Here is a 19823-nt window from a genome sequence, read left to right on the forward strand (position 1 = left end):
ATCAGGCATGCTGCGCACCCTTTTCATGGCAGCACCAACCTGTATTCCCACAGCCCGTGGCTGACATGGCGGCGCTCGACCACGTAGCCGCCGAAGCGCGGCTTGCGCAGGTCCCGCAGGCGCGCCGAGACGGACGCCTCGGGGTCACCGGTGCGCTGCGATATCTCGGACAGGGTATGCCACTGACCGTCGAGCATGACCGCCAGGACACGCTGATGCTGCGCGTTCAGACGCTGGGCATCGCGCTCATAGTTGAACGTCCGTCCGTCCCGGAAGAGCGCGGGGTCCACCTCGACATGGACGCCGTGCTCGTAGGTCCGGGCGGCGAAGAAGCCGCGCTGCGCGGTCACGGGTTATGTCCGCCGTCCTGAGGTTTTTGAGGGCTTGTTCCAGTTGCGGGAGCCGCCGCCAGGGCCGCCAGGGACGGGGCGCAGCGCGGGCAGAGGACGCGGACCTTGCCGTGGTCGCACGTCCCCATGCGCCTGGTTGTGTCGTCGGGTGCCATAGAATTGCCCTCCGAATCTGTGTCACCTGAGTCGTTGCACGGCCCTCTCGGGCCGAAACCCCTCGAGGGCCGTGCAGCTTTCACTAGCGCGCCGAGCGCGCGGCCTGCCGATGGCCGCATGAGCGGGAGAGCCCGTGCGGCGACGGGCGGTAAGAATAGAGGCGCGCGATGCGCCCCGTGGTGGGGAAATCCCCCTATCTCCACCAACTGAGTCCTGAGGCGCCGATCCGGCGCCTTTCTTCTTGGGCGCGCCAGGCCGGGGCCGGGGGCGCCTTGTGAGGGCGATCCTGAATTTGTTAGCCTGCCGTGGGGCCCCCGTAGCTCAGGCGGATAGAGCAGCGGTTTCCTAAACCGCGTGTCGCAGGTTCGAGTCCTGCCGGGGGTACCATCCTCGTCCGTCGTCCAGCGATCCGTCCGCCTGCGAGTCGCCGTCAGGAAAGGCCTTCGCGAGCTGTACCTTGGGGTCTCGGCCTATCCGTCTGACCCCTGTGTAGTATGGTGATGTTATTCAGTGTTCGCCCGCGTTGACGAGAGGCGCGTCGCGAACCGGACCCTTGGACGACATTAGGGCTGAGCGAAGGATGGCGAAGAAGCAGCGCGAGGAAGAACGAAGGGCCCAGATACTCTGGGCGGCGATCCAGTGCGTGGCCGAACTCGGCATCGAGGGAGCCACGATGAAAAAGATCGCCGAGCGAGCCGGTGTAAGCACCGGCATGATCACCTACTACTTCAGAAGCAAGAACGACCTGATGAAGAACGCGCTCGCGTTCGGCCACTCAATGGTGGGGGAGAGGTCACGCAGGCTCCGTGAAGGGAATCGGTCGCGTGAATTCCTGCCCACTCTCTTCGAGGTCAGCCTCGTCGACGACGCTCCATCGGTGCCGCCCCTCAGCTTTTGGATCGAGTATTGGGCTCACGCGTCCCGGGACAGTGAGCTCAAGGACTTCAGGGCGGAACGAATCGCGCGGTTTCGCCAGACAATCGCCGAGGCCGTCAAGGGCGGAATCCAAGCCGGCCGCTATCGAGAAAGCCTGGACCCCCTCCTGGCAGCCGACCTCTTGCAGGCCGTACTCGATGGCCTCCAGCTCAAGGTCGCGCTGGACTCCGCGACCGTCTCGAGGTCGAGGGCGATGAAGGTCGTTCGGTTCCTGCTCCATCTCATGGCTGTGGAGTCACCGCCCGAAGAGCAGCCAGTGGCGCCGGGCACGCGCCCCAACGGCTCGACCCTAAGCTAGATTGCCTTGGCCTAGCGGAGCGCTGCGCTCGCATGCGAGCAGGAGTTGACAAAAAAACGAACGGCCATTATAAATCTGCTCATTTGACAAGGGCGCTTTTCGCTACAGCTGTTGCGGCGAGATGGGAGGGAGCCTCGGTGAGCACGACAGGATATTGGAGCCGTTATGTGAGCGAGCGACTGACCCGCCGGCGCGCGCTGAGAGGCGCGGCGGCCGCTGGGGGTGCTGTGGCCACGCTGAGCCTTGCAGGCTGTGGTGGCGGCGATGAGGGTGGGCAAGCCACGGCCGACCCGAGCGGCCTCTTGACGTCGCCGGTGGACACGTCGGCTCAGGCCAAGACCGGCGGGGTTCTCAAGCACTTCGATACCGCCGACGTAACCACGTTCGACCCGATCGCGACGACTTCGTTTTCCGCCCAGGCCCGGATTGCCGCTTACACGTACCCGCGAATGGTGAAGTTCAAGACGGCAAAGTTTCCGGACTTCGCGACCGGAGAAGTCGAAGGGGACCTGGCGGAATCGTTTGAGATTTCCGGGGATAAGCTTCAGGTTACATTTAGGCTGCGGCAGGGCCTGAAGTGGGACCAGAGGGCGCCGACCAGCGGGCGAGCCATCGACGCTCAGGACGTAATGGCGACCTGGGCGCGGTACTCACGAATTAGCACGTCACGTGGCAACCTGGTTTACGACGCAACATCGGCGCCAACAGCGCCGGTCGAGTCCATGACCAGCCCTGACGCCCGCACCATCGTACTCAAGCTGAAGCAACCGGACGCGTCACTCCTGCCCCTGTTCGGCTGGCGCTCGTTCTACGTCATGCCTCGGGAGGCCGACGGCGGGTTTGACCCTAAGGGCGAGACGCGCGGCTACGGGCCCTGGCTCCTTACGGAGTACAGCCCCGGCACGCTTCGGGTGTGGACGAAGAACCCGGACTACTATGTCAAGGGCCGTCCCTACATGGACAAGGTCGAGGTACCCATCCTCCCCGAGTATGCAACCAGGCTTGCCCAGTTCAAGGCGGGGAATATCTACACGTCCGTCGTGCAGCCGGATGACGTCATCCAGACCAAAAAGGACCTATCCCAAACCGAGCTGCGGCAGAATGAGAGCTACTCCACGGTGCCTTCCGACCTCGGCTTCGGCTTCAGCGGGGACTCCCCGTGGAAAGACGAGAGGCTGCGCCAGGCCGTTTCCCTGCTCCTGGACCGCGAGCTGATGATCGACACGCTTGGAGGGAGGGAGAAATTCAAGCAGCAGGGCATCGACCTTCCGGCGCGCTATCACTCTGTGATCGGCGCTGGCTGGGACGGGTACTGGATGGACCCCAAGGACGAGAAGAAGTTTGGCTCCAACGCGAAGTTCTACAGATACGACGTGGCTGAGGCAAAGAAGCTCATGGCTGCGGCCGGCTTCGCCAACGGGCTGGAGACGACTCTCTTCTTCAACGGTGGGACGAACTACGGCGCCACCTACACACGCGCGGCCGAGGTTGTCGCCGGCCTCCTCAGTGACGGCGGGATCCGTACAAAGCTCGGACCCAAGGAGTATCAGAACGACTGGCTTCCGAACTACCATTACGCGTACTGCCTCCAATGGAGGGCCGGAAAGCCAATTGTCGGCTTTGACGGCATCGCCTACCGGGCAGTGTCCGGCTATCCGACGGTCGCCTCACAGATCTTCCAGAACCTGCATCGCGACGGGGCTGAGTTCGAGGGGGCGACCGTTGACGGCCGAAATCCCGAGCAGGGAGACCCGGAAGTCAACAACGCGATCGAGCGTATCAAGCGCGAGTTCGACATCAAGAAGCAGCAGGAGCTGGCGCAAGACTTCCAGCGCATGATGGCGAAAAAAGCCTATTCCATCCCGAACCTGCCGTACGCAATCCTGGGCTTCACCGTGAACTGGCCCGTAATCGGGAACATGGGCGTGTACCGGAGCTGGCCCGGCGGTGCCGGGAGCATCACGGAGTCGAACCTGGAGTGGTGGATCGACGACCGCCGGCCGCCGCTCGGGCGGGCGTAGTGGCCTCCAGGCGGACCTGAGGAGAAAGACGATGCCGGTTGACTTCACGAAGCAGGGAAGGGTGGCGGTGATCTCCATCAACCGCCCAGAGAAGCTGAACGCCCTCGACGGGCCGACGAGTAGCGAGGTCAACCGCCTTCTCCAGGAGGTCGACAATGACCCTGAAATTTGGGTGGGAATCGTTACGAGCGCGGGGGACCGGGCCTTTTCGGCTGGCGCCGACCTCAAGACTATGCACCGCGTACGCGCGCCCGGGGAAGCTCGACCAGGCTGGCAGGCCTGGCGGGCGGGCGGATACGCCGGCGGCCTCGAGGTGAGCAAGCCCCTCATCGCTTCCATCCACGGCTACTGCCTTGCGGGTGGGCTCGAGCTGGCCCTGATGTGCGACGTGCGCGTGGCTACCGAGGACTCGCAGTTCGGGACGCCCGAGGTGAAGTGGAACATTCTTCATGGCTACGGGGCGATAAGGACTCTAGACTTCATGTCTATGTCGCAGGCCATGTACCTGCTGCTGACCGGCGAGTTTATCGATGCGCGCAAGGCGCTCGAATGGGGCCTCATCACTGAGGTAGTTCCCCGCGGCGAGGACTTGAAGCGGAGCCTCGAAATCGCCGAGCGAATATGCGAGAACGGCCCAATTGCTGTCCGGATGACGAAGGAGCTCGTGAAGCGGGGCAGGGAGATGGCGCTCCATGACGCTCTCCGGCTTTACCGGGAGTTCAACCGGATACTAAACGAGATGGACGACACCCGAGAGGGCAATCTGGCCTTCGCCGAGCGACGTAAGCCCAACTTCACGGGCCAGTAGCCTTCTTCGAGCGCTGCCGGTGATAGTCGACTTCAGGGTGACCGTACCAGCGTCCGAACGCTTGCCGACCGGAGACGCGCCGAGGGGCGGCGGCTACATGGCCAACTACGGACGCGTCTATCAGGGCAGCCGCGGCGGAGGCCGGACAGTGGAGGACCTCCTGGCCAGCATGGAGGAGGCCGGAGTGACCCATGCCGTGCTGCAGGCTGAGTGGGCCTCGGGAGACTTCCGCACGCTGAACGAAGCAGCGTTGCGCATAGCGCATGGCCATCCGGACCGTTTCACCCCTTTCATCACAGTCAACCCGGGCGATTACGTCGACATGGTGGAGGTAATCAAAGAAGGCCACGACCGGGGAGCCAAGGGCGTAAACCTGCAGCCTTTTGCCTACCGCATGCACGCCCACGACAAACGCTTCTACCCGCTGTACGCGAAGTGTCAGGAACTCGGGCTGCCGGTTACCATCCACACTTCCATCAATTTCAGCAACGACCGGAGTATCGACTACGGGCGGCCACTGTATCTCTGCGAGATTGCCTGCGACTTCCCCGGCCTCGCGATCGTCGCGAACCACGGAGGCTGGCCCTGGGTGACCGAGATGGTAGCGGTGGCCTGGAAACACTCGAACGTGTACGTCGAGATCGGGGCGGTGTCCCCGAAGTACATCGGGACACCGGGGACGGGTTGGGAGCCGCTGCTCCTCTACGGCAACCGGTCCTTGCTCGAGGACAGGATTCTCTTTGCGACAGACAGCATGCTGCCCTTCCGACGAGTAATCGAAGAGGTGAGAGAGCTGCCGCTCAAGGACGAGACGAAGATGAAGTGGTTGGGGCTCAACGCGGCCCGTCTGCTGAAGCTGGAGGTAAGCGGATGAGCCTGGCGAGCGCGCCGCCCCTGCATGGAGTCAAGGTCATCGAGATGGCGAGTTGGATGATGGCCCCCTCCGCCGCCGCAATACTCGCGGCGTATGGGGCCGACGTAGTGAAGGTGGAGCCGGCCGGGGGCGCCGATGCCTCGCGCGGCAACAGGCCGGTCGGGAGCGCCGGTCCGCAGATTGACCTGAGCTTTGAGGCCTTCAACGGCGGCAAGAGAGCGATCCAGTTGAACATCGGGTCTCAAGCCGGGCGAGGGGTGCTCCACCGCATCCTCGAGAAGTCAGATGTATTCATCACCAACGTGAGGCTTTCCTCGCTTGAGAAGTACGGCCTCGATCCCGATTCACTTTTGGGCCGCTTCCCAGCACTGATATACGCCCTCGCGACCGGTTATGGCCCGAAGGGTCCGGATCGTGACCGGCCCGCCTTTGACGAGCTGGCTTACTGGGCCCGAGGTGGCATTGCCGAGGCGCTGGCAACTGATGATGGGCCACCGGTCCAGCTGTCTGGTGCGATGGGGGACCTCCCGAGCGGCACCGCTCTGGTTGCCGGGATCATGATGGCCCTCTTTCGGCGCGAGCGAGAAGGAGTCGGAGGAGTGGTAGATGTGTCCCTGTACGGTGCGGGCCTCTGGGCAAACGCTCTGCGCTTGCAGCGGGCACTGCACGCCGGGGAGGGTCCGCTGAGGGGACGAAGCCGGCTCTACCGCGGCAACCCCCTCTATACGATTTACCGATGCCGCGACGGCAAGTGGATTCAGTTCGCGATGTTCCAGGCCGGGCGCTTCTGGCCACTAGTTTGTCGGGCCATCGACCGACCGGACCTCACCGAGGACGAGCGTTTCTCGACTCCTCAGAGCCTTCTTTCGAACAGCATTGCCGCAATCCAAGAACTTCAGATGGAGCTGGGCAAACGGACGGTCTCAGAGTGGGCGCCGATTTTCGACAGCTTCGATTTTCCGTGGTCCCCTGTCTTCGACGGCCAGGACATCGCGAATGACGAGCAGGCGCGAGCCAATGGCTACGTCGTGAGCAAGCAGCACCGCTCCGGGCAGGCCATCAAGGTGATTGCCCCGCCCTTCCAGTTGCGCGGCGTGGATGTCTGCCTGGAGCCCGCGCCGGAGACGGGACAGCACACCGAGGAGGTGATGCTAGAGGCGGGGTTTTCTTGGGATGACATTTCCGCCATCCGCGAAGCCGGAGGGATCTGAGTTTCCTCATGTCCCCGACCGGTGGGCGCTTGCGGTCCCTGGCGCCGGGTCAGGGTCTTTAGCGGCCGGCAGGCCTATCGCCCATGGCTGTCCCGGGCGCCTTGCAGTAGCGAGCGGACGTGCTCGTAGGCGGTGCGGGCCCGGGCCCGGATCTCCTCGAGCGTGCGGCTGCCGATGGGGTGGTCGACGAGCGCAAAACGATACGCGGGCAACCCTAGCGTCGCCGCCATCATGCGGCCGGTGGGCCGAAGGGCCGGGTGTAGATCACCAGCGCTGGCTTCCCCGTTCTCTCGAAGGCGCCGCTTCTGGCGTGCTGAGGGCAGGCTAGAAGAACAGCAGGCCGAGCAACAGGGCGAAGGCTGCCAGGCCGGCCCAGAGGCCGACCGTGATCGAGACGAGGTAGCCGACGCCGGTCAGCGCGAGCCTCGTGCTGCGCGGGGAGCCGAAGAACCAGCCCAGCAGCATCACGTACACCGGGACCATGACGATCCCGAGGATCAGGATGACTCCAACGGGCGCGTGGATCATTCCCCATCAGCCTCCACTTCAACGAGCGGGACTATCCGGCTCATGGCCAGGAAGAACAGGACGAGGATCGAGAAGGCCCCGACGGCGGACGAGAGCTCCACCCAGGAGGGCGTGTAGTGTCCGGGCACAGCCTCGTACAGCTGGAAGACGGGGTACATGAGGCCCTCGACTACGAACAGCGTCTTCTCGAGCAGGGTGGCGGACACGGGAAGGAGGGCGGCGATCACGGTGCGCTCGACGTTGAAGTAGCGGGGGAAGATCATCTGAATCGCCAGGTAGGCGAGGGCCAGGCCAACAAGGCCGAGCGCGAGCCAGTAGAGCGGCTCCTCCATCTTCGCGTGGGTCACCTTCTCGACAGCGGCCGGGGGCGCTACCGAGCCGGTGATGTTCTGCTGGAGTTGCATCCACAGGAACAGCAGGGCAAAGAGCGCCAGCCAGCGCCCCAGGCCGGCGAAGACCTCGTCCGGCAGGATTTCCTCCCAGCGGAAGGCGCGGCGGAAGACGTAGGCCATGATGATCACGGAGCCGAGCGCGGAGCTGAGGGCGATGGTCAGGAACTGCGGCCCCTGCGCGCCGCCGAACCAGCCCGGCTGTCCGGGCATGGTCGCGAAGAGCCAGGGGATCACGCCCCCGTGCAGGAAGAGAGGCGCCAGCACGATCACGGCGAGCGCCAGCCACCAGGCCATGCGCTCGATCTTGTGCTTGTCCTCCGGCCGGTAGCCAAGGAGGAGGGCGGCGTAAACCGGAGCGAACAGCGGCGGCAGGCGGTCGCGCAGGGCATAGAGGTCCGGGCGGATGGTCAGGCCAAGGTAGGTGGCCGTGAGGACGAAGTAGAGCGTGATGACAGTGACGTCCCAGGCCAGCGGCGAGGTCCGGATGGTCTGGGGCAGGTTCGGCAGGACGCTGGTCACGACCCTGTCCGGGCGCCCGATGTGGATGACGATGTACAGCGCGGCGATGGAGAGCGCGATCAGCGTCAGCATCTCGGCCATCCGGGCGACGGGCTTGAAGGCCTCGAGGCCGAAGAGGCGCACGGCCGCGGAGATGATGATGCCGCCATGGGCGATGCCCACCCACCAGATGAAGGAGCCGACGTAGAAGCCCCAGGGGACGCCGCCACCCGTACCCCAGTCGGCGATGCCGGCGACGATCATCCCGTGGCGTAACTGGAACGACCAGGCGTAAGCCCACCAGAGGAGGCCGGCGCCGGCGAGCGCAAGGAGCGCCAGGAACACGGCCGAAGGCCTCTCGAGGATGGGGCGCAGGATGGCGGCCGTGCGCGCGTCGGAGGCGTGCCGCAGGTGCGGGGACCTGCCGTCCGTCCGCGGCGGCGCGCCCGGGACAGCGGTTGCGAATCGGGCTTCGGTGGACATCACTTGCCTCCCGCTAGCCTCCGGAACCATGGTTCCGGCCCTTCGAGCGCGTCGCGTCGACGGTGCACGAGGCCCCAGTCCTCGTACGCCACGGGACCGGGGACTTCCTTGGCTTTCTTGGAGGGCGGCGCGCCGATGTAGATGACGTTCGGTTTCGTGCCAAGGTCTTCCAGCAGGCGGAAGGTCCGCAGGCGGCCGCCTAACTCCTGCCGGCGCCGCTCCAGGTAGAGATTGGGCTCGCTCTGGGGGTCGTTGAGGTCGCCGTAGTGGAGGACGTCGTGCGGGCAGGCGAGGGCGCAGTTGGTGGTGCCCTGCTCGTGGTGGGAGTCCTGCCGCAGCGGACAGAAGGTGCACTTCCCCATCACTCCCCGGGGCGGGTCTCCGACCACGCTGCGGCCGCGGGCATCACGCCGCTCGCCGGTGTAGCCTCCGCCGTTCTTCTTGGGGTCGCCCCACTGGAAGTAGTTCACGCCGTAGGGGCAGGCGACCTGGCAGTAGCGGCAGCCGATGCAGACGTCGTAGTCGGTCAGGACGAGCCCGTCGCTGCGGCGGTGGCGAGCCGTGGTCGGGCAGACCTTGACGCAGGGGGCGTTCGAGCAGTGGTTGCAGAGCCGGGGAAGGAGATGGACGTCGGGCGAGTCCGGCTCCTTGTACGCGAACACGTAGATCCAATGCACGCCGTCCGTGAGGCTGTAGGCCTGCCTGCAGGCGTTGACGCAGAAGAGGCAGCCATCGCACTTCTCGAGGTCGATGACCATCCCCATCTGGCGCTTGCCGCTGGCCTTCGTGCTCTGGTCCGCCGGAGGCGGCGCCGCCTGGTGGCCGCCGTGTGCGCCCCCGTCAGCGGCGGCGCCGGGCAGCCACGCGCCGGCCATCTGGGCCAGGAGCAGGGCCGCCGCGCCGGCCCCGGCCGCCTTCACGGCCGTGCGGCGGGAGACCAGCGCTGGCGTCCCGTCGTCGTCGCCGGGGAGGTCTGCGCCCGCAGGCGACTCCGGGACGGTTATGCGGAATTCGACCAGGTCCTGTGAGGTCTCGGGCTGGCTTGCATCCTCTTCCCCGGAGGGCCTCAGGTCCATGCCGAAGGCGCGCATGTAGGCCGCGTGGTAGGTCTCGTGGAACTGGGCTGGGGACAAGTCGCCGCGCGCCACGCGGAGGGCGTCGCGGGCGACGCGCACGGCCAGGCCGGGGTCAAAACCGACCTCCGCGACGGTGCGCCTCGCTTCGGCCTCCCACGCGGCGTCGAAAACCTCGTCGACGATGTCCGCGGGAGGTCCGCTACTTTCGTCTCGGTTCATGCTTCGTCTCCTCCCCCGCCGGGCCTTTGCGTGGCCTCGATCACTGGCGGGTCGTCGAACCAGGTGACCATCTGGGGCGAAGGCTCATCGTCGCCGTCCCGGGGCAGTTCCAGGCCGCAAACGAAGGCCTCGGCGTCGTCGCCCGCGAGCTGCCCGCGTTGGACCAAGGGCAGGGGGTTCGCGCCCAGGCGTTCGATCTCGGATGCGATGAAGGCGCCGAGGAGGTCAGCAGCCGCGGAGTAGAAGGGGACGTAAAGGCCGGCGAGCTTGCGGGCGAAGGCGGGCAGCCAGCGGCCGGCGTGGTCCTCGAGGAAGGACCTCTGCGCGTCCGCGGCAATCTGGCGCTCCGCCGGCCAGCCTTGCACCGCAGCGTATGCCTCCTTCAGGGCGAGGAAGCTCAGGAACTCGAGTTCCGTGGCGACGAAGTCGGGCAAGCCGCGCCTCTCCTCCGCAACCTGGAGGCCAAAGGCCTTGTAGAAGCCGCAGATGTCTGCGAGCTGCCTGGCCTTGCTGAAGGGGTCGAATTCGTATTCGGTCTCGTGGCCGGAGCACTCGACCTGCCCGGCGAAGAGGCGCGTGTGCTCCCCGGCGAGCCGCGCCGGCCGGGCGTCCCGGCTTCGCGAAGCCGTGGCGAGCGCCGCGGTGGCGTCCTCGAGGGCGAGACCGCGGGCGACGCCATGCTCGAGGACCTCGTCCAGCAGGGAGCGCAGCGCCTGCAAGCCGCGGCGGTCCGGATAGCTGAAGGCCTGGGCGAGCAAGCGGTACATGTCCGCGCGCGCCAGCAGGGCGCGGACCTCGGGGGCCTGCAGGGTGGCGGCGGCGCTCATACCTCAACCTCCAGGGCCACCCAGTTGCTCCACTGTTTGCGCGCGCCGCGATTGCCGGCGGCGCCGTCCCAGGCGGCAACGGCAACCCTCGTTACGTCGCCGGGACGGAGGTTGGCCTTGTTCTCTCCTCCGGCCATGGGCATGGCTATGACGACCGTCCACAGTCCATCGGCGAGGGACCCGCGCCCCTGGGCGCGCTGCTCGGCGTGGCTCGTGAGGGTGCCGAAGCCCTCCGCCACCAGCTCCTCCACGGGCGTGGTGCGCTTGCGGCTGGCCATGGGGTTGTTCAGGTAGAGGGCAGGGTAGTGGGCCCGCGCGCCTTCTTCGCCCATGATCGATTCTGGCGAGACCTCGCTGAAGGCGTTCGGGAAGGCGCGAGCGAGCGAGCGCCCGCCCGTATCGACCTCTGTCTGCCAGCTGGCGCGCCAGTGGAGGATGTGGACCGGCCTACCCGGCTGGCCCATCATCACGTTCGCGTTCTGGCGCGGGTCTACAGGGAGCTCGACGGCCACGGAGTCGCGGAAGCGGCCCATGGCTTCGATGTCATCGACCTCGTCATCGGCCCACTGCAGGTGAAAGGCGATGTCGTTTCCGTCGTGGAGGACGCGGAGGGACAGGCTGAGGATCGTGGGCACCGCGACCCGGGGCGTGGTCATGTTCTGCGCCAGCAGGGGCACCTCCAGGGCAGGCGCCTGGCGCCAGGACGCGTCCGCCGGGTCCAGGGAGACCTTGTTAACCTTGCGCGCGACAATGCGCCTGGCTGGCGGCTGGGCTTCGAGGTCCTCTTTCCCGCCGCTTGCCATCCAGCCGACCGCACCAAGGACCGCCGCGGTCGCGCCGGCGAGCGCCGCGCCTTTCACGAACTCGCGCCGGTTGGGTGATCCGCGCGGGGGCGCTGGCCCGGTCTCGTTGTTCTGACTTGCGTTGCTTGTCATCTCAGTGCCTCCGGTGGTCCCTCCGTCTCAGGTGATGTTGTGCAGGTAGGACTGGCGGACGCTATCGAAATACGTGCGGATGAAGGTCGGTTCGCGCAGAGGGACCTGCACCACCTCCTCGCCCTTGTCGTCGAAGCCGTAGGCGATCTCTCCGTCCACCTTGAAGCGGTGCATGATCCGCTCGGTGGAGCCGAAAAGCATCATTAGCCCCAGCAGGTCCGGGTCGTCTTTCGCCCGGGCGTAGGTCTCGATCGCCTCGTCGGTGCCGGGCCCGAAGAGCTGGCGGGAGTAGTCGCGCGGGGCGTGCATGGGCGGGATGTAGTAGACGTTCGGCTCTGTCCCGGACTGGGGGTACAAGGGCAGCGCGACCTTGCGGACCTTCACGAGAAAGTCGATCGGGTTGTCCTCGACCACCTGTCCGGGCGGGCTGATGAAGCCAGCGATGCGGATGCGGCCGATGCAGGATGTGACGCACTGCGGCTGCTCGCCCTGCTCGATCTTCGGGTAGCAGGCGATGCACTTCTCGCTGGTGCCGGTGGTGTTGTTGAACATCACCTTCTTGTAGGGACAGGCGCTCACGCACTCCTGGTAGCCGCGGCAACGGGTCTGGTCGATGAGGACGATGCCGTCTTCCGGGCGCTTGTAGATGGCCTCGCGCGGGCAAGCGGCGAGGCACGCGGGGTAGGTGCAGTGGTTGCAGATGCGGGCGAGATAGAAGAACCACATGTCGTGCGGCAGCTTGCCGATGTAGGTCCCCTGGGAGGCGATGCCGGCGGGCTCGTCCTCGCCGATGTTCGGGTAGGCCCAGTGCTCGCTGGCCGGCAGCCAGCCGGCCACGCGCTCGCCTTTGGGCGCTGCCTCGAAAGCGGTGCTGCCTGTGTACTCACCGTTCTGCCAGCCGCCTGGCCCCAGCATCTCGAGGAGGCGGACGTCCCAGCCGGTGGGGAAGAAGCCGTAGGGCTTGGTCTCGACGTTGTTCCAGAGCATGTACTCCTGGCCGCGGCCCCAGGTCCAGGTCTGCTTGCAGGCCACGGTGCAGGTCTGGCAGGCGATGCATTTGTTGGTGTCGAAGACCCAGGCGATCTGCCGCTTCGGCCGGGGCGCGTCGTACTGGTATGCCATCTTGCGGCCGAGTTGCCAGTTGAAGACTTCAGGCATGGTTCACCTCTCAGGCGCTCACAACCCGGTAGTAGCCGCCGGCTATGTACAGCTTCATGGCGTCCGACTCGTAAGTCGGGCGAAAGCCCTCCCGCGCCGGGCGCCAGAGCTTCGCGCCGCCGAAGCCGCCGTCCTCCGCCTTCTCGATGCGGATGAACGACTCCTTGGGAGCGCCGACGACCGAGTGCACGTCCGCCTCGAAGCCTTTGCCGATCGTCTGGCCGAAGTAGGGCTTGCGGACGAGGGAGTCGGTCATGAGCGTCGGCCTGAGCCAGGCGCGCGTGCCGCTCTGGTGGCTGCCGTGACGGAAGTAGGCGGTGTAGTTGGTGGTTGGGCTCTTCGCCATGCCGTCCGGGCGCTCGCTCTGGCCCCGCACGGACCCCTTGGTGGCCACGAACATGTTGAACCAGGAGCGTGTGACGCCAGGCTGGAGGGCGGAGTTGTAGCGGGCGCGCAACATGCCCCGGGCGACGTTGTAGTAGGCGTCGTTCGGGGACCAGCCCCGATAGGGGCGGTCCTGCGGGTCGCCGTCGAACCAGACGTAGTCGCCGTCCTCTATGCCGAGCGCCTTTGCGTCGATGGGGTTTATCTCCAGGTAGCCCTCGCCCACGGACGGCTTGCGCTTGTCGTGCCGGAGCATGTCGCCGAAGGGGCCGAAGATGTAGCCCATCCAGTCGAGGTCGACGGGCGTGGTGTGGGCGCCGTGCCGGTATTTGGGGCTGATGAAGATGAAGCGGAAGCGCGGGTCCTGTTCGGCCAGAGGGTGGCGTGTCCGCTTGAGCTCTTCCCAGGCCTTGACGACGTTGCGGACCTGCCGTACCTCGACCGACTGGTCGTCGCGGCGCAACCCGTAGGCCTCCGGACCGAGCGGGATGATCACGGGGTGAGGCTTCGCCACGATGACGTTGGGCTCGTAGAAGGTGGAGTCGACGGGTTCGCGGTACACGGGCAGGTTCTCGCCGTGCTCCAGGAATTCGGGCTCATCGCGGTAGAACTCGAGGCGTCCGGTGCGGGTGTACTGGGGCTTGCTCTCGTTGCGCTGCTCCCAACCGTTCTGGCGCGGGTAGGTGCGGAAGTTCATGAGGGCGGGGATGCCCTTCTCGGCCCGCGCATGCAGGTCTTCGACCTTGTAGCCGCGAGTGGTGCTGCTGGCATCGAAGATGCGCTGGAGGTAAGGCTCGGACTTGCCCTCGTGGATGAACTTCCAGTGGTCGATGAAGCGGCGGTCGCCAGTGATCTCGCCCAACCGCTTCGCCACGCCGGCAAGCACCTCGAGGTCGGAGCGGGTGTCGAAGATGCGCTTCAGGGGCGTCCGCGGCAGCATCACCAGGAAGGGGTTCGTGCAGGACGCGGTCGCATCCGGGAACTTGAGCTCGGCCCAGCTATCGACGCCGAAGACCATGTCGGCGTATTCGCAGCTGGCGGTCCACCACCACTCGTGCACGAAGATGGCGTCTACTTTCGGGAGCGTGTTGTGCACTACGTCGTGGTGCCACTTGGCGTTACCGAGGAGCGAGTTGGAGTTGCCGAAGTGCATTAGCTTCGTCGGCGAAGGCATGTGCGAAGCGCCGGTGAAGTTCTTGTTGCCGACGCGCAGCGGGCGGTCGCCGTAGTTGTAGTAGTGGGCCGATTCCGCCTTGTAGGTCAGCCGCGTGCGGGCCGGCTTGGAAGGGTCTAGCTCCTGGTCGAAGGGGTTTTCGAGCGTGAACTGGGGGACGCCGTTGAAGACGGAGCCGCGGTAGTTCCCCGCGTACGACCCGGCGTTGCCGCCGATTTGCCCGATGTTGTCCGTGATGGCCGCCAGGAGAAGGATCGCGCGGTCCTTGAGGTCGGCGTTGAAGAAGTGGTTCGGGCCCATGCCGTGGGTGAGGAGGGCCTTGCCCCTGGCCTGCGCGATCTTCGTGGCGAGGCTGACTATGGCCTCGCGCGGGGCCCAGGTGAGCTCCGAGACAGTGGCGAGGTCGAAGTTGTCATCGAGGTACTGCTTGAGCAGGTCGTAGACAGGCCGGACGGCGACCGTCCGCCCGTCGACCGTCCGGACGGAGAACGTGCCCTCGAGGGCGGGGTCGATGCCGGTGGCCGCGAACTTTTCGCCCACCTGGTCGCGGTTGACGGCGGCAGGCGCGTTCGCCTTCGTGTCCCAGACCACGTAGTCGCCCCATTCCTCGCGCAGGGAACGGGCGACGTAGGGCCTGGCCTGGAGCGCGGGCACGGGCAACGGCGCGCCCGCCTCCGTGATCTCTATGTAGTTCGTCAGCTCCGCGGGCTGGTAGCCAGGGAAGACGTCCCTGGCGGAAAGCAGCGTGCGAGTGTCCATGCGGACGAGGAGGGGCAGGTCGGTGAACTGCTTGATCCGCGGTATGTCCGCCAGTCCGTTGGCGAGGATGTACTGGGCGCAGCCGAGCGCCAGCGCGGCGTCCGTGCCGGGCCGGATCATCAGGACCTCGTCCGCGCGCACGGAGGTCGACTGGTAGTCGGTGGTGACGGTGATTATCTTCGTGCCGCGCAGGCGCGCCTCGGCGAGCCAGTGGCCATCCGGCATCTTCGTCGAGATCCAGTTCATCCCGAAGGTGACGATGAGGTCCGCGTACTCGGCGGCAAAGAGGTCGTAGTCGATGGTCTGGTGGCCCGTGACCATCGGGTGGCCGGGAGGGAGGTCAGTGTGCCAGGCATAGTTGTCCCAGGCACGGGACCCCTTGGCGGCCGCGGCCCCGACGCCGCGGATGTGGTCGTCCAGCAAAGCGAGCATGTTGGCAAAGCGGTAGAAGCCGAAGATGCGGCTGACGCCGAGGAGAGGCATTCCGCCGCGGACCTTCACGGAGCGCGTGCCGGCCTCTTCCATCGAGGCGATCATCGATGGGTCGTAGCCCTGGGCGCGGAGCCGCTGCGCGCCCGCGGGGCCGGAGTAGGTGCGAGCGATGTCGAGGTAGGTGCGGGCGGCGATGTCGAAGGCCTCGTCCCAGCTGATCTTCAGCCAGTTGTCCTCGCCGCGGCGTCGCAGGTCGGTCCGCGGCGCGCCGGTGACGGGGTCGCGCGGGAAGCCCGCGTCTACCCACTCCTTGAAGCCCTGGCGGATCATCGCTCCCTGGACGCGCCGGTCGCCGTAGAAGCGACGCGCCAGGGCGAGGCCCTTCTGGCAGCAGCGGGGGTCCCAGCGGTGAGAGGCCTTGTTGCCGTGCAGGTCCTCCGCCTCGCCGTAGCCGTAGGTCGGGTGGATGCTGACGACGACGCCGTTCTTCACCTTCGCCCGGAGAAGGCAGCCGTGGGTGTCGTTCGGGACGCAGGTGAAGACGAAGGTACTGTCGGTCTTGTAGAGGTTCCGGTAGACGTCCTCCCAGCCACGGTCGGGAAACACCTTGAAGGGGTCGCGGATTGCGATTGGCTCGCTCGCTTCCAAGAGGCCCGGCTGGAAACGGAAGACCTCCGCTGCCGCCAAGCCCAGCGAGGCTGCCGTCGCGGTCTTCAGAAAGCTCCGGCGGTTAACCTTGCGTTTTTCTGACATGGATACCTCCCGGCCTGATCCGCCGATACCGCCTGCCGTGGCCGCCGCGGTTGGCCGGCGGGGGTGCTGCCGGCGCTACGGGGCTGCGTTCAGCCGCGCCCAGGAGCCGGGCCAGGCCGCCCACGGTGGCCCTGGCGAACACGTCCTGCCGTGTCGCCTCCGCCTTGGCGACCACTGCCCGGAGGGGGCAGGCGGCGCCAAGAGGGCAAGCCGCGCAGATCGGCAATTCCGGGGCGGACAGGGCAGCCGCCGGGCTGAGCGCCGACACGACGTCCTTCAGCGAGACGTTGTCCCCGCGCGGCCCCAGGCTGTAGCCGCCGTGGGCGCCGGCATGCGCCCGGGCAAGCCCGGCCGCGGTGAGTCTCCGCATGAGATGGGCGAGGTAGCTGGGAGACGCGCCCAGGCTGGCCGCCAGTTCCTCCGCCGTCGCAGTCTCACCCGGAGCCAGGCGGGCGAGTCGCGCGAGAGCGTGGAAGGCAAAGCTCACTCCGGCGTTGATTGCGGGACCTCCTGAACGCGGATATCGGATGTCCGGAATCCACTTTCCGCCCCCTGCTGACGCCGAGGAATCGCCGAATGGACGCCAAGAGGGTGCAGGTGTACCCGGAATTTGGCGCGCCGGCGCTGACCGAAGGGGCAGTCCCGCGGATGCCATTTGGCCCATCGCCGGCGGGACGCCTGGCCCCTCGGACGCGCTGCGCGGGCGGCTCAGCGGGCTGCGGCGCAGATCAGGTGGCTGTTACGGGAGGCCCAGGCTACGAGCTGGGCCCGATTCTCCAACTCCAGGCGGCGCATCACCTTGCGGAGGTGGAACTTGACCGCGCTCTCGCTCAGGCCGAGCGCCAGGGCGATTTGCCTCGAGGTCTGGCCGGCCGCGGCGCGGGCGACGACATCCGCTTCGCGCGGGGTGAAGAGCGCCCTGCGCGCGTCTTCGGCCTGGCCGGCGGCCAGCGCCCGGAGCCTGGCGAGCAGCGGGCCGGTGAGGCGCGGGGGCAGCACGGCCTCGCCGCGACCGACGGCGAGCAGGCAGTCGATGAAGGTCTTCGGCTCCAAGTCTTTCAGAAGATAGCCGTTGGCCCCTGCCGTTATGGCGGCCACCAGGTCGTCCTCCGCCTCGGAGGCCGTGAGGACGACTACGCGAATTCCCGGCTCGCTCTTCTTCAGGGCCGCCGTAATGTCCACGCCGCTCATGGCGCCTGGAAGGGATACCTCAATGAGGATGACATCGGGCCTGGCCCCGAGGGCCATCGCCAGCGCCTCTTCGCCGCCGGCGGCCTCGCCTACGACCTCGAGGCCTGCTTCGCGCAAGAGAGCGGCGATGCCAGCGCGGACAAGGCAGTGGCCGTCGACGATGGCAATCCTCACCGGCTTGCTCCAGCGGACGGCGCGGCCATGCAGCGGCGGGGGACGCGCGCGGGCCGCGACATCCGGCCTCCTCAGCCGTCATAAGGCCGGCGCCCCAGCCAGATAAGTGCCGTTTGGGCCATCACGGACCTACCGAATGGCAGAGACCGGCACGAGTTGATGGGAGCCGCGCGATGGCCGCACGTACAGACGGCGGCCGTCGGTCTCGAAGCGGATGGCGCCATTCCGGTCCGTGCGGTACACGGGGACGCCGGCGAGTCGCAGCAGGGTCGTGGGCGAGGGATGCCCGTAGGGGTTGTTGTCGCCCGCCGAGATGACGGCGAGCGAGGGCCGGACGGCCGCGAGGAATTCGGGGCTGTTCGAGGTGTCGGAGCCGTGATGCGCGACCTTCAGGACCGTGGCCTGAAGGCTGCCAGTCGCGCCGAGCAGCGCCTCCTCCGCCTCCGAGGCAATGTCCCCGGTGAGGAGGAAGCTCACGCTGCCGTAAGTCAGACGGAGGACCAACGAGGCGTTGTTCAGGTCATCGCGAGTACCAGACAGGAGGCTGGAGGCAGGCCAGAGGACCTCCAGGCGCGCTGCGCCGAGACGGGCCGTTTCGCCGGCGGTGAGCGTGCGCAGCGCCGCGCGCTCCTCGCCCAACGCCTGCCGCCAGGCAAGGTAGGCCGGCAGGTCGCTGAAGCTGGCCCCGGCTGCGGCCGCGCGCACGTCGTAGCGCTCCACCGCGGCGACCAGGCCGCCGACGTGGTCCAGCTGCGGGTGCGTCAGGACAACGAGGTCGATCCGCCGCCGGCTTCCCATCTCGGCGCCGAGGGCGTTCAGCAGGGCCGGGCCCGAAGGTCCGCCGTCGACAAGAACCGTATGGCCCGACGGAGACCTGATGAGGACCGCGTCGCCCTGGCCGACGTCGAGCACGGTCACGACGAGGCGTCCCGGGTCCGGCGCCAGCGCGCGATACCACGCCGTGGCCGCCACGGCCAGCGCGAGGAGCGAGGCAGCGAGCGCCGGCGACAGGCGCAAGCGGCGCTCCTGCGCCGGCTCAGGCGGCCGCCGGCGCCAGAAGGCAAAGGCCACGAGCGCGAGGGCCGCATAGAGCGCGAGCGCCGCCTCGGCGGCGAAGCCTCGCACCTCCAGTGAGGCGCCCGGCAGGGCCGCGAAGCCGCGCGCCACAGCCAGCAGGAGGGAGAGGGGCAGCAGCGCGAAGGCGCCGATGATAGGCGCAGCGGATTCGAAGGCCAGGCCGGCAACCGCCGTCAACGCCGAGGTGACGACCACGGCGCCGAACAGTGGCACCGCCAGGATATTCGCGGGCAGCGCGGCCAGCGACACGCGCTCGAAGTTCGCGGCGATGATCGGGTAGACGGCGAGGCTCGAGGCCAGCGTCATCGCGACGCTCTCGCCGAGCCAGAGCGCCAGCGGCGCCGGGACGACGCGTCCGAAGGCGCCCGAGAGCGCCGCGGCCATGCGCGGCGACAACAGGACGAGGCCGAGCGTCGCCGCGAAGCTGAGCTGGAAGGCGACGTCGAGCGCGGCCAGCGGCTCGATGGCGGTGAGGAGCGCGGCGGCGAAGGCGACGGCCGTAATGGGACTGCCCGGCCGGCCGGCGAGCACCGACCCGAGCATGAACACGGCCATCACGCCGGCGCGGAGCACCGATGGCGAAGCGCCGACGAGGACCACGAAGGCGGCGATGAGCGCCATCGCGGCGATGATGGCGCGGCGGCGGCCCAGCGGCCAGGTGAGGGCGGCGAAGGCAAGCGCCGCAACCAGGCTTACATTCGAGCCCGAGATGGCGATGAGGTGGGAGATGCCCGCAGCGTTGAACGCTTCGTTCACGTCGCGCGGGATGGAGGCGCGCTGGCCGAGGAGGATGCCGCGGGCCAGCGCTGCCTCCGGCTCCGGCAAGGCGTGCGAGAGGCGGGAGCCGAGGCTATCGCGGAAGCCGATGATCGCCGCCGTCAACGCGCTACCGCTTCCACTTTCCGTGCGCCGGATTTCGGGGAAGGCCGCCACGGAGACGATGCCGCGCCGCGCGAGATACTCGCGGTAGTCGAAGCCAGCGGCCTGCGGTACCTCGAGCCGGGCCCGAAGCTCCAGGCGGTCGCCGTAGCGAAAGCGAGGGAACGGGCGCGCCGTGACGAGGACGCGGCCGCGTTCAGGCAGCCAGCCTTCGCCTTCGACGAGGCGGG

Annotated in this window: 17 protein-coding genes and 1 tRNA gene; 6 read left to right on the plus strand and 12 right to left on the minus strand. The window is 67.3% G+C overall.

All coding sequences use genetic code 11. The annotated features are described in order from the left end of the window. Nucleotides 1-23: 23 nt before the first annotated feature. Nucleotides 24-350, minus strand: coding sequence for a hypothetical protein (locus VNN10_15570; protein ID HXH23438.1), 327 nt, complete (start codon nucleotides 348-350; stop codon nucleotides 24-26). 466 nt (nucleotides 351-816) lie between these two features. On the opposite strand from VNN10_15570, the gene VNN10_15575 reads away from it, so the two are divergent. The 6 genes from VNN10_15575 to VNN10_15600 all read left to right on the plus strand — a co-directional run bounded on the left by VNN10_15575 (nucleotide 817) and on the right by VNN10_15600 (nucleotide 6654). Then, nucleotides 817-893: transfer RNA gene (locus VNN10_15575), tRNA-Arg, on the plus strand. 193 nt (nucleotides 894-1086) lie between these two features. Then, nucleotides 1087-1740, plus strand: coding sequence for a TetR/AcrR family transcriptional regulator (locus VNN10_15580; protein ID HXH23439.1), 654 nt, complete (start codon nucleotides 1087-1089; stop codon nucleotides 1738-1740). A gap of 167 nt (nucleotides 1741-1907) precedes the next feature. After that, complete coding sequence (locus VNN10_15585; GenBank protein ID HXH23440.1) at nucleotides 1908-3761, plus strand: ABC transporter substrate-binding protein; 1854 nt, start codon at nucleotides 1908-1910, stop codon at nucleotides 3759-3761. 31 nt (nucleotides 3762-3792) lie between these two features. After that, nucleotides 3793-4569: an enoyl-CoA hydratase-related protein gene (locus VNN10_15590; GenBank protein ID HXH23441.1), complete on the plus strand. Its 777-nt coding sequence runs from the start codon at nucleotides 3793-3795 to the stop codon at nucleotides 4567-4569. A gap of 61 nt (nucleotides 4570-4630) precedes the next feature. After that, on the plus strand, nucleotides 4631-5443 hold the full coding sequence (locus tag VNN10_15595; GenBank protein ID HXH23442.1) for an amidohydrolase family protein: 813 nt from the start codon (nucleotides 4631-4633) through the stop codon (nucleotides 5441-5443). After that, nucleotides 5440-6654, plus strand: coding sequence for a CoA transferase (locus tag VNN10_15600; protein ID HXH23443.1), 1215 nt, complete (start codon nucleotides 5440-5442; stop codon nucleotides 6652-6654). Before VNN10_15595 ends, VNN10_15600 begins: the two co-directional genes overlap by 4 nt. A 74-nt stretch (nucleotides 6655-6728) precedes the next feature. Here the strand turns inward: VNN10_15600 and VNN10_15605 are convergent, their stop codons facing one another. From VNN10_15605 to VNN10_15655, 11 genes are all read right to left on the minus strand, one after another. Beyond that, nucleotides 6729-6866: a hypothetical protein gene (locus VNN10_15605; GenBank protein HXH23444.1), complete on the minus strand. Its 138-nt coding sequence runs from the start codon at nucleotides 6864-6866 to the stop codon at nucleotides 6729-6731. A 112-nt stretch (nucleotides 6867-6978) separates the two neighbouring features. Next, nucleotides 6979-7182 carry a hypothetical protein gene (locus tag VNN10_15610; protein HXH23445.1) on the minus strand — a complete coding sequence of 68 codons (204 nt, stop codon included), beginning with the start codon at nucleotides 7180-7182 and terminating at the stop codon, nucleotides 6979-6981. Beyond that, entirely contained in the window at nucleotides 7179-8555 is a 1377-nt protein-coding gene (gene nrfD / locus VNN10_15615; protein ID HXH23446.1) for an NrfD/PsrC family molybdoenzyme membrane anchor subunit, read from the minus strand. Before nrfD ends, VNN10_15610 begins: the two co-directional genes overlap by 4 nt. Next, nucleotides 8555-9850 (minus strand): 4Fe-4S ferredoxin N-terminal domain-containing protein, encoded by a 1296-nt coding sequence (locus VNN10_15620; protein HXH23447.1) that lies wholly within the window; start codon nucleotides 9848-9850, stop codon nucleotides 8555-8557. Before VNN10_15620 ends, nrfD begins: the two co-directional genes overlap by 1 nt. Continuing rightward, nucleotides 9847-10677, minus strand: a complete 831-nt coding sequence (locus VNN10_15625) for a molecular chaperone TorD family protein (GenBank protein HXH23448.1) — start codon at nucleotides 10675-10677, stop codon at nucleotides 9847-9849. Before VNN10_15625 ends, VNN10_15620 begins: the two co-directional genes overlap by 4 nt. Next, nucleotides 10674-11612 (minus strand): ethylbenzene dehydrogenase-related protein, encoded by a 939-nt coding sequence (locus VNN10_15630; protein HXH23449.1) that lies wholly within the window; start codon nucleotides 11610-11612, stop codon nucleotides 10674-10676. The genes VNN10_15625 and VNN10_15630 overlap by 4 nt, the downstream gene beginning before the upstream one ends. 27 nt (nucleotides 11613-11639) lie before the next feature. After that, nucleotides 11640-12770 (minus strand): 4Fe-4S dicluster domain-containing protein, encoded by a 1131-nt coding sequence (locus VNN10_15635; protein HXH23450.1) that lies wholly within the window; start codon nucleotides 12768-12770, stop codon nucleotides 11640-11642. A gap of 10 nt (nucleotides 12771-12780) precedes the next feature. Next, nucleotides 12781-16272: a molybdopterin-dependent oxidoreductase gene (locus VNN10_15640; GenBank protein ID HXH23451.1), complete on the minus strand. Its 3492-nt coding sequence runs from the start codon at nucleotides 16270-16272 to the stop codon at nucleotides 12781-12783. Continuing rightward, nucleotides 16250-16759 carry an Rrf2 family transcriptional regulator gene (locus VNN10_15645; GenBank protein HXH23452.1) on the minus strand — a complete coding sequence of 170 codons (510 nt, stop codon included), beginning with the start codon at nucleotides 16757-16759 and terminating at the stop codon, nucleotides 16250-16252. The genes VNN10_15640 and VNN10_15645 overlap by 23 nt, the downstream gene beginning before the upstream one ends. A gap of 221 nt (nucleotides 16760-16980) precedes the next feature. After that, nucleotides 16981-17637 (minus strand): response regulator transcription factor, encoded by a 657-nt coding sequence (locus VNN10_15650; GenBank protein ID HXH23453.1) that lies wholly within the window; start codon nucleotides 17635-17637, stop codon nucleotides 16981-16983. A 129-nt stretch (nucleotides 17638-17766) separates the two neighbouring features. After that, nucleotides 17767-19823: DNA internalization-related competence protein ComEC/Rec2 (locus VNN10_15655; protein ID HXH23454.1), on the minus strand; the 2057-nt coding region annotated here is incomplete at its 5' end.

Source organism: Dehalococcoidia bacterium, from assembly GCA_035574915.1.
Classification (GTDB): domain Bacteria; phylum Chloroflexota; class Dehalococcoidia; order DSTF01; family WHTK01; genus DATLYJ01.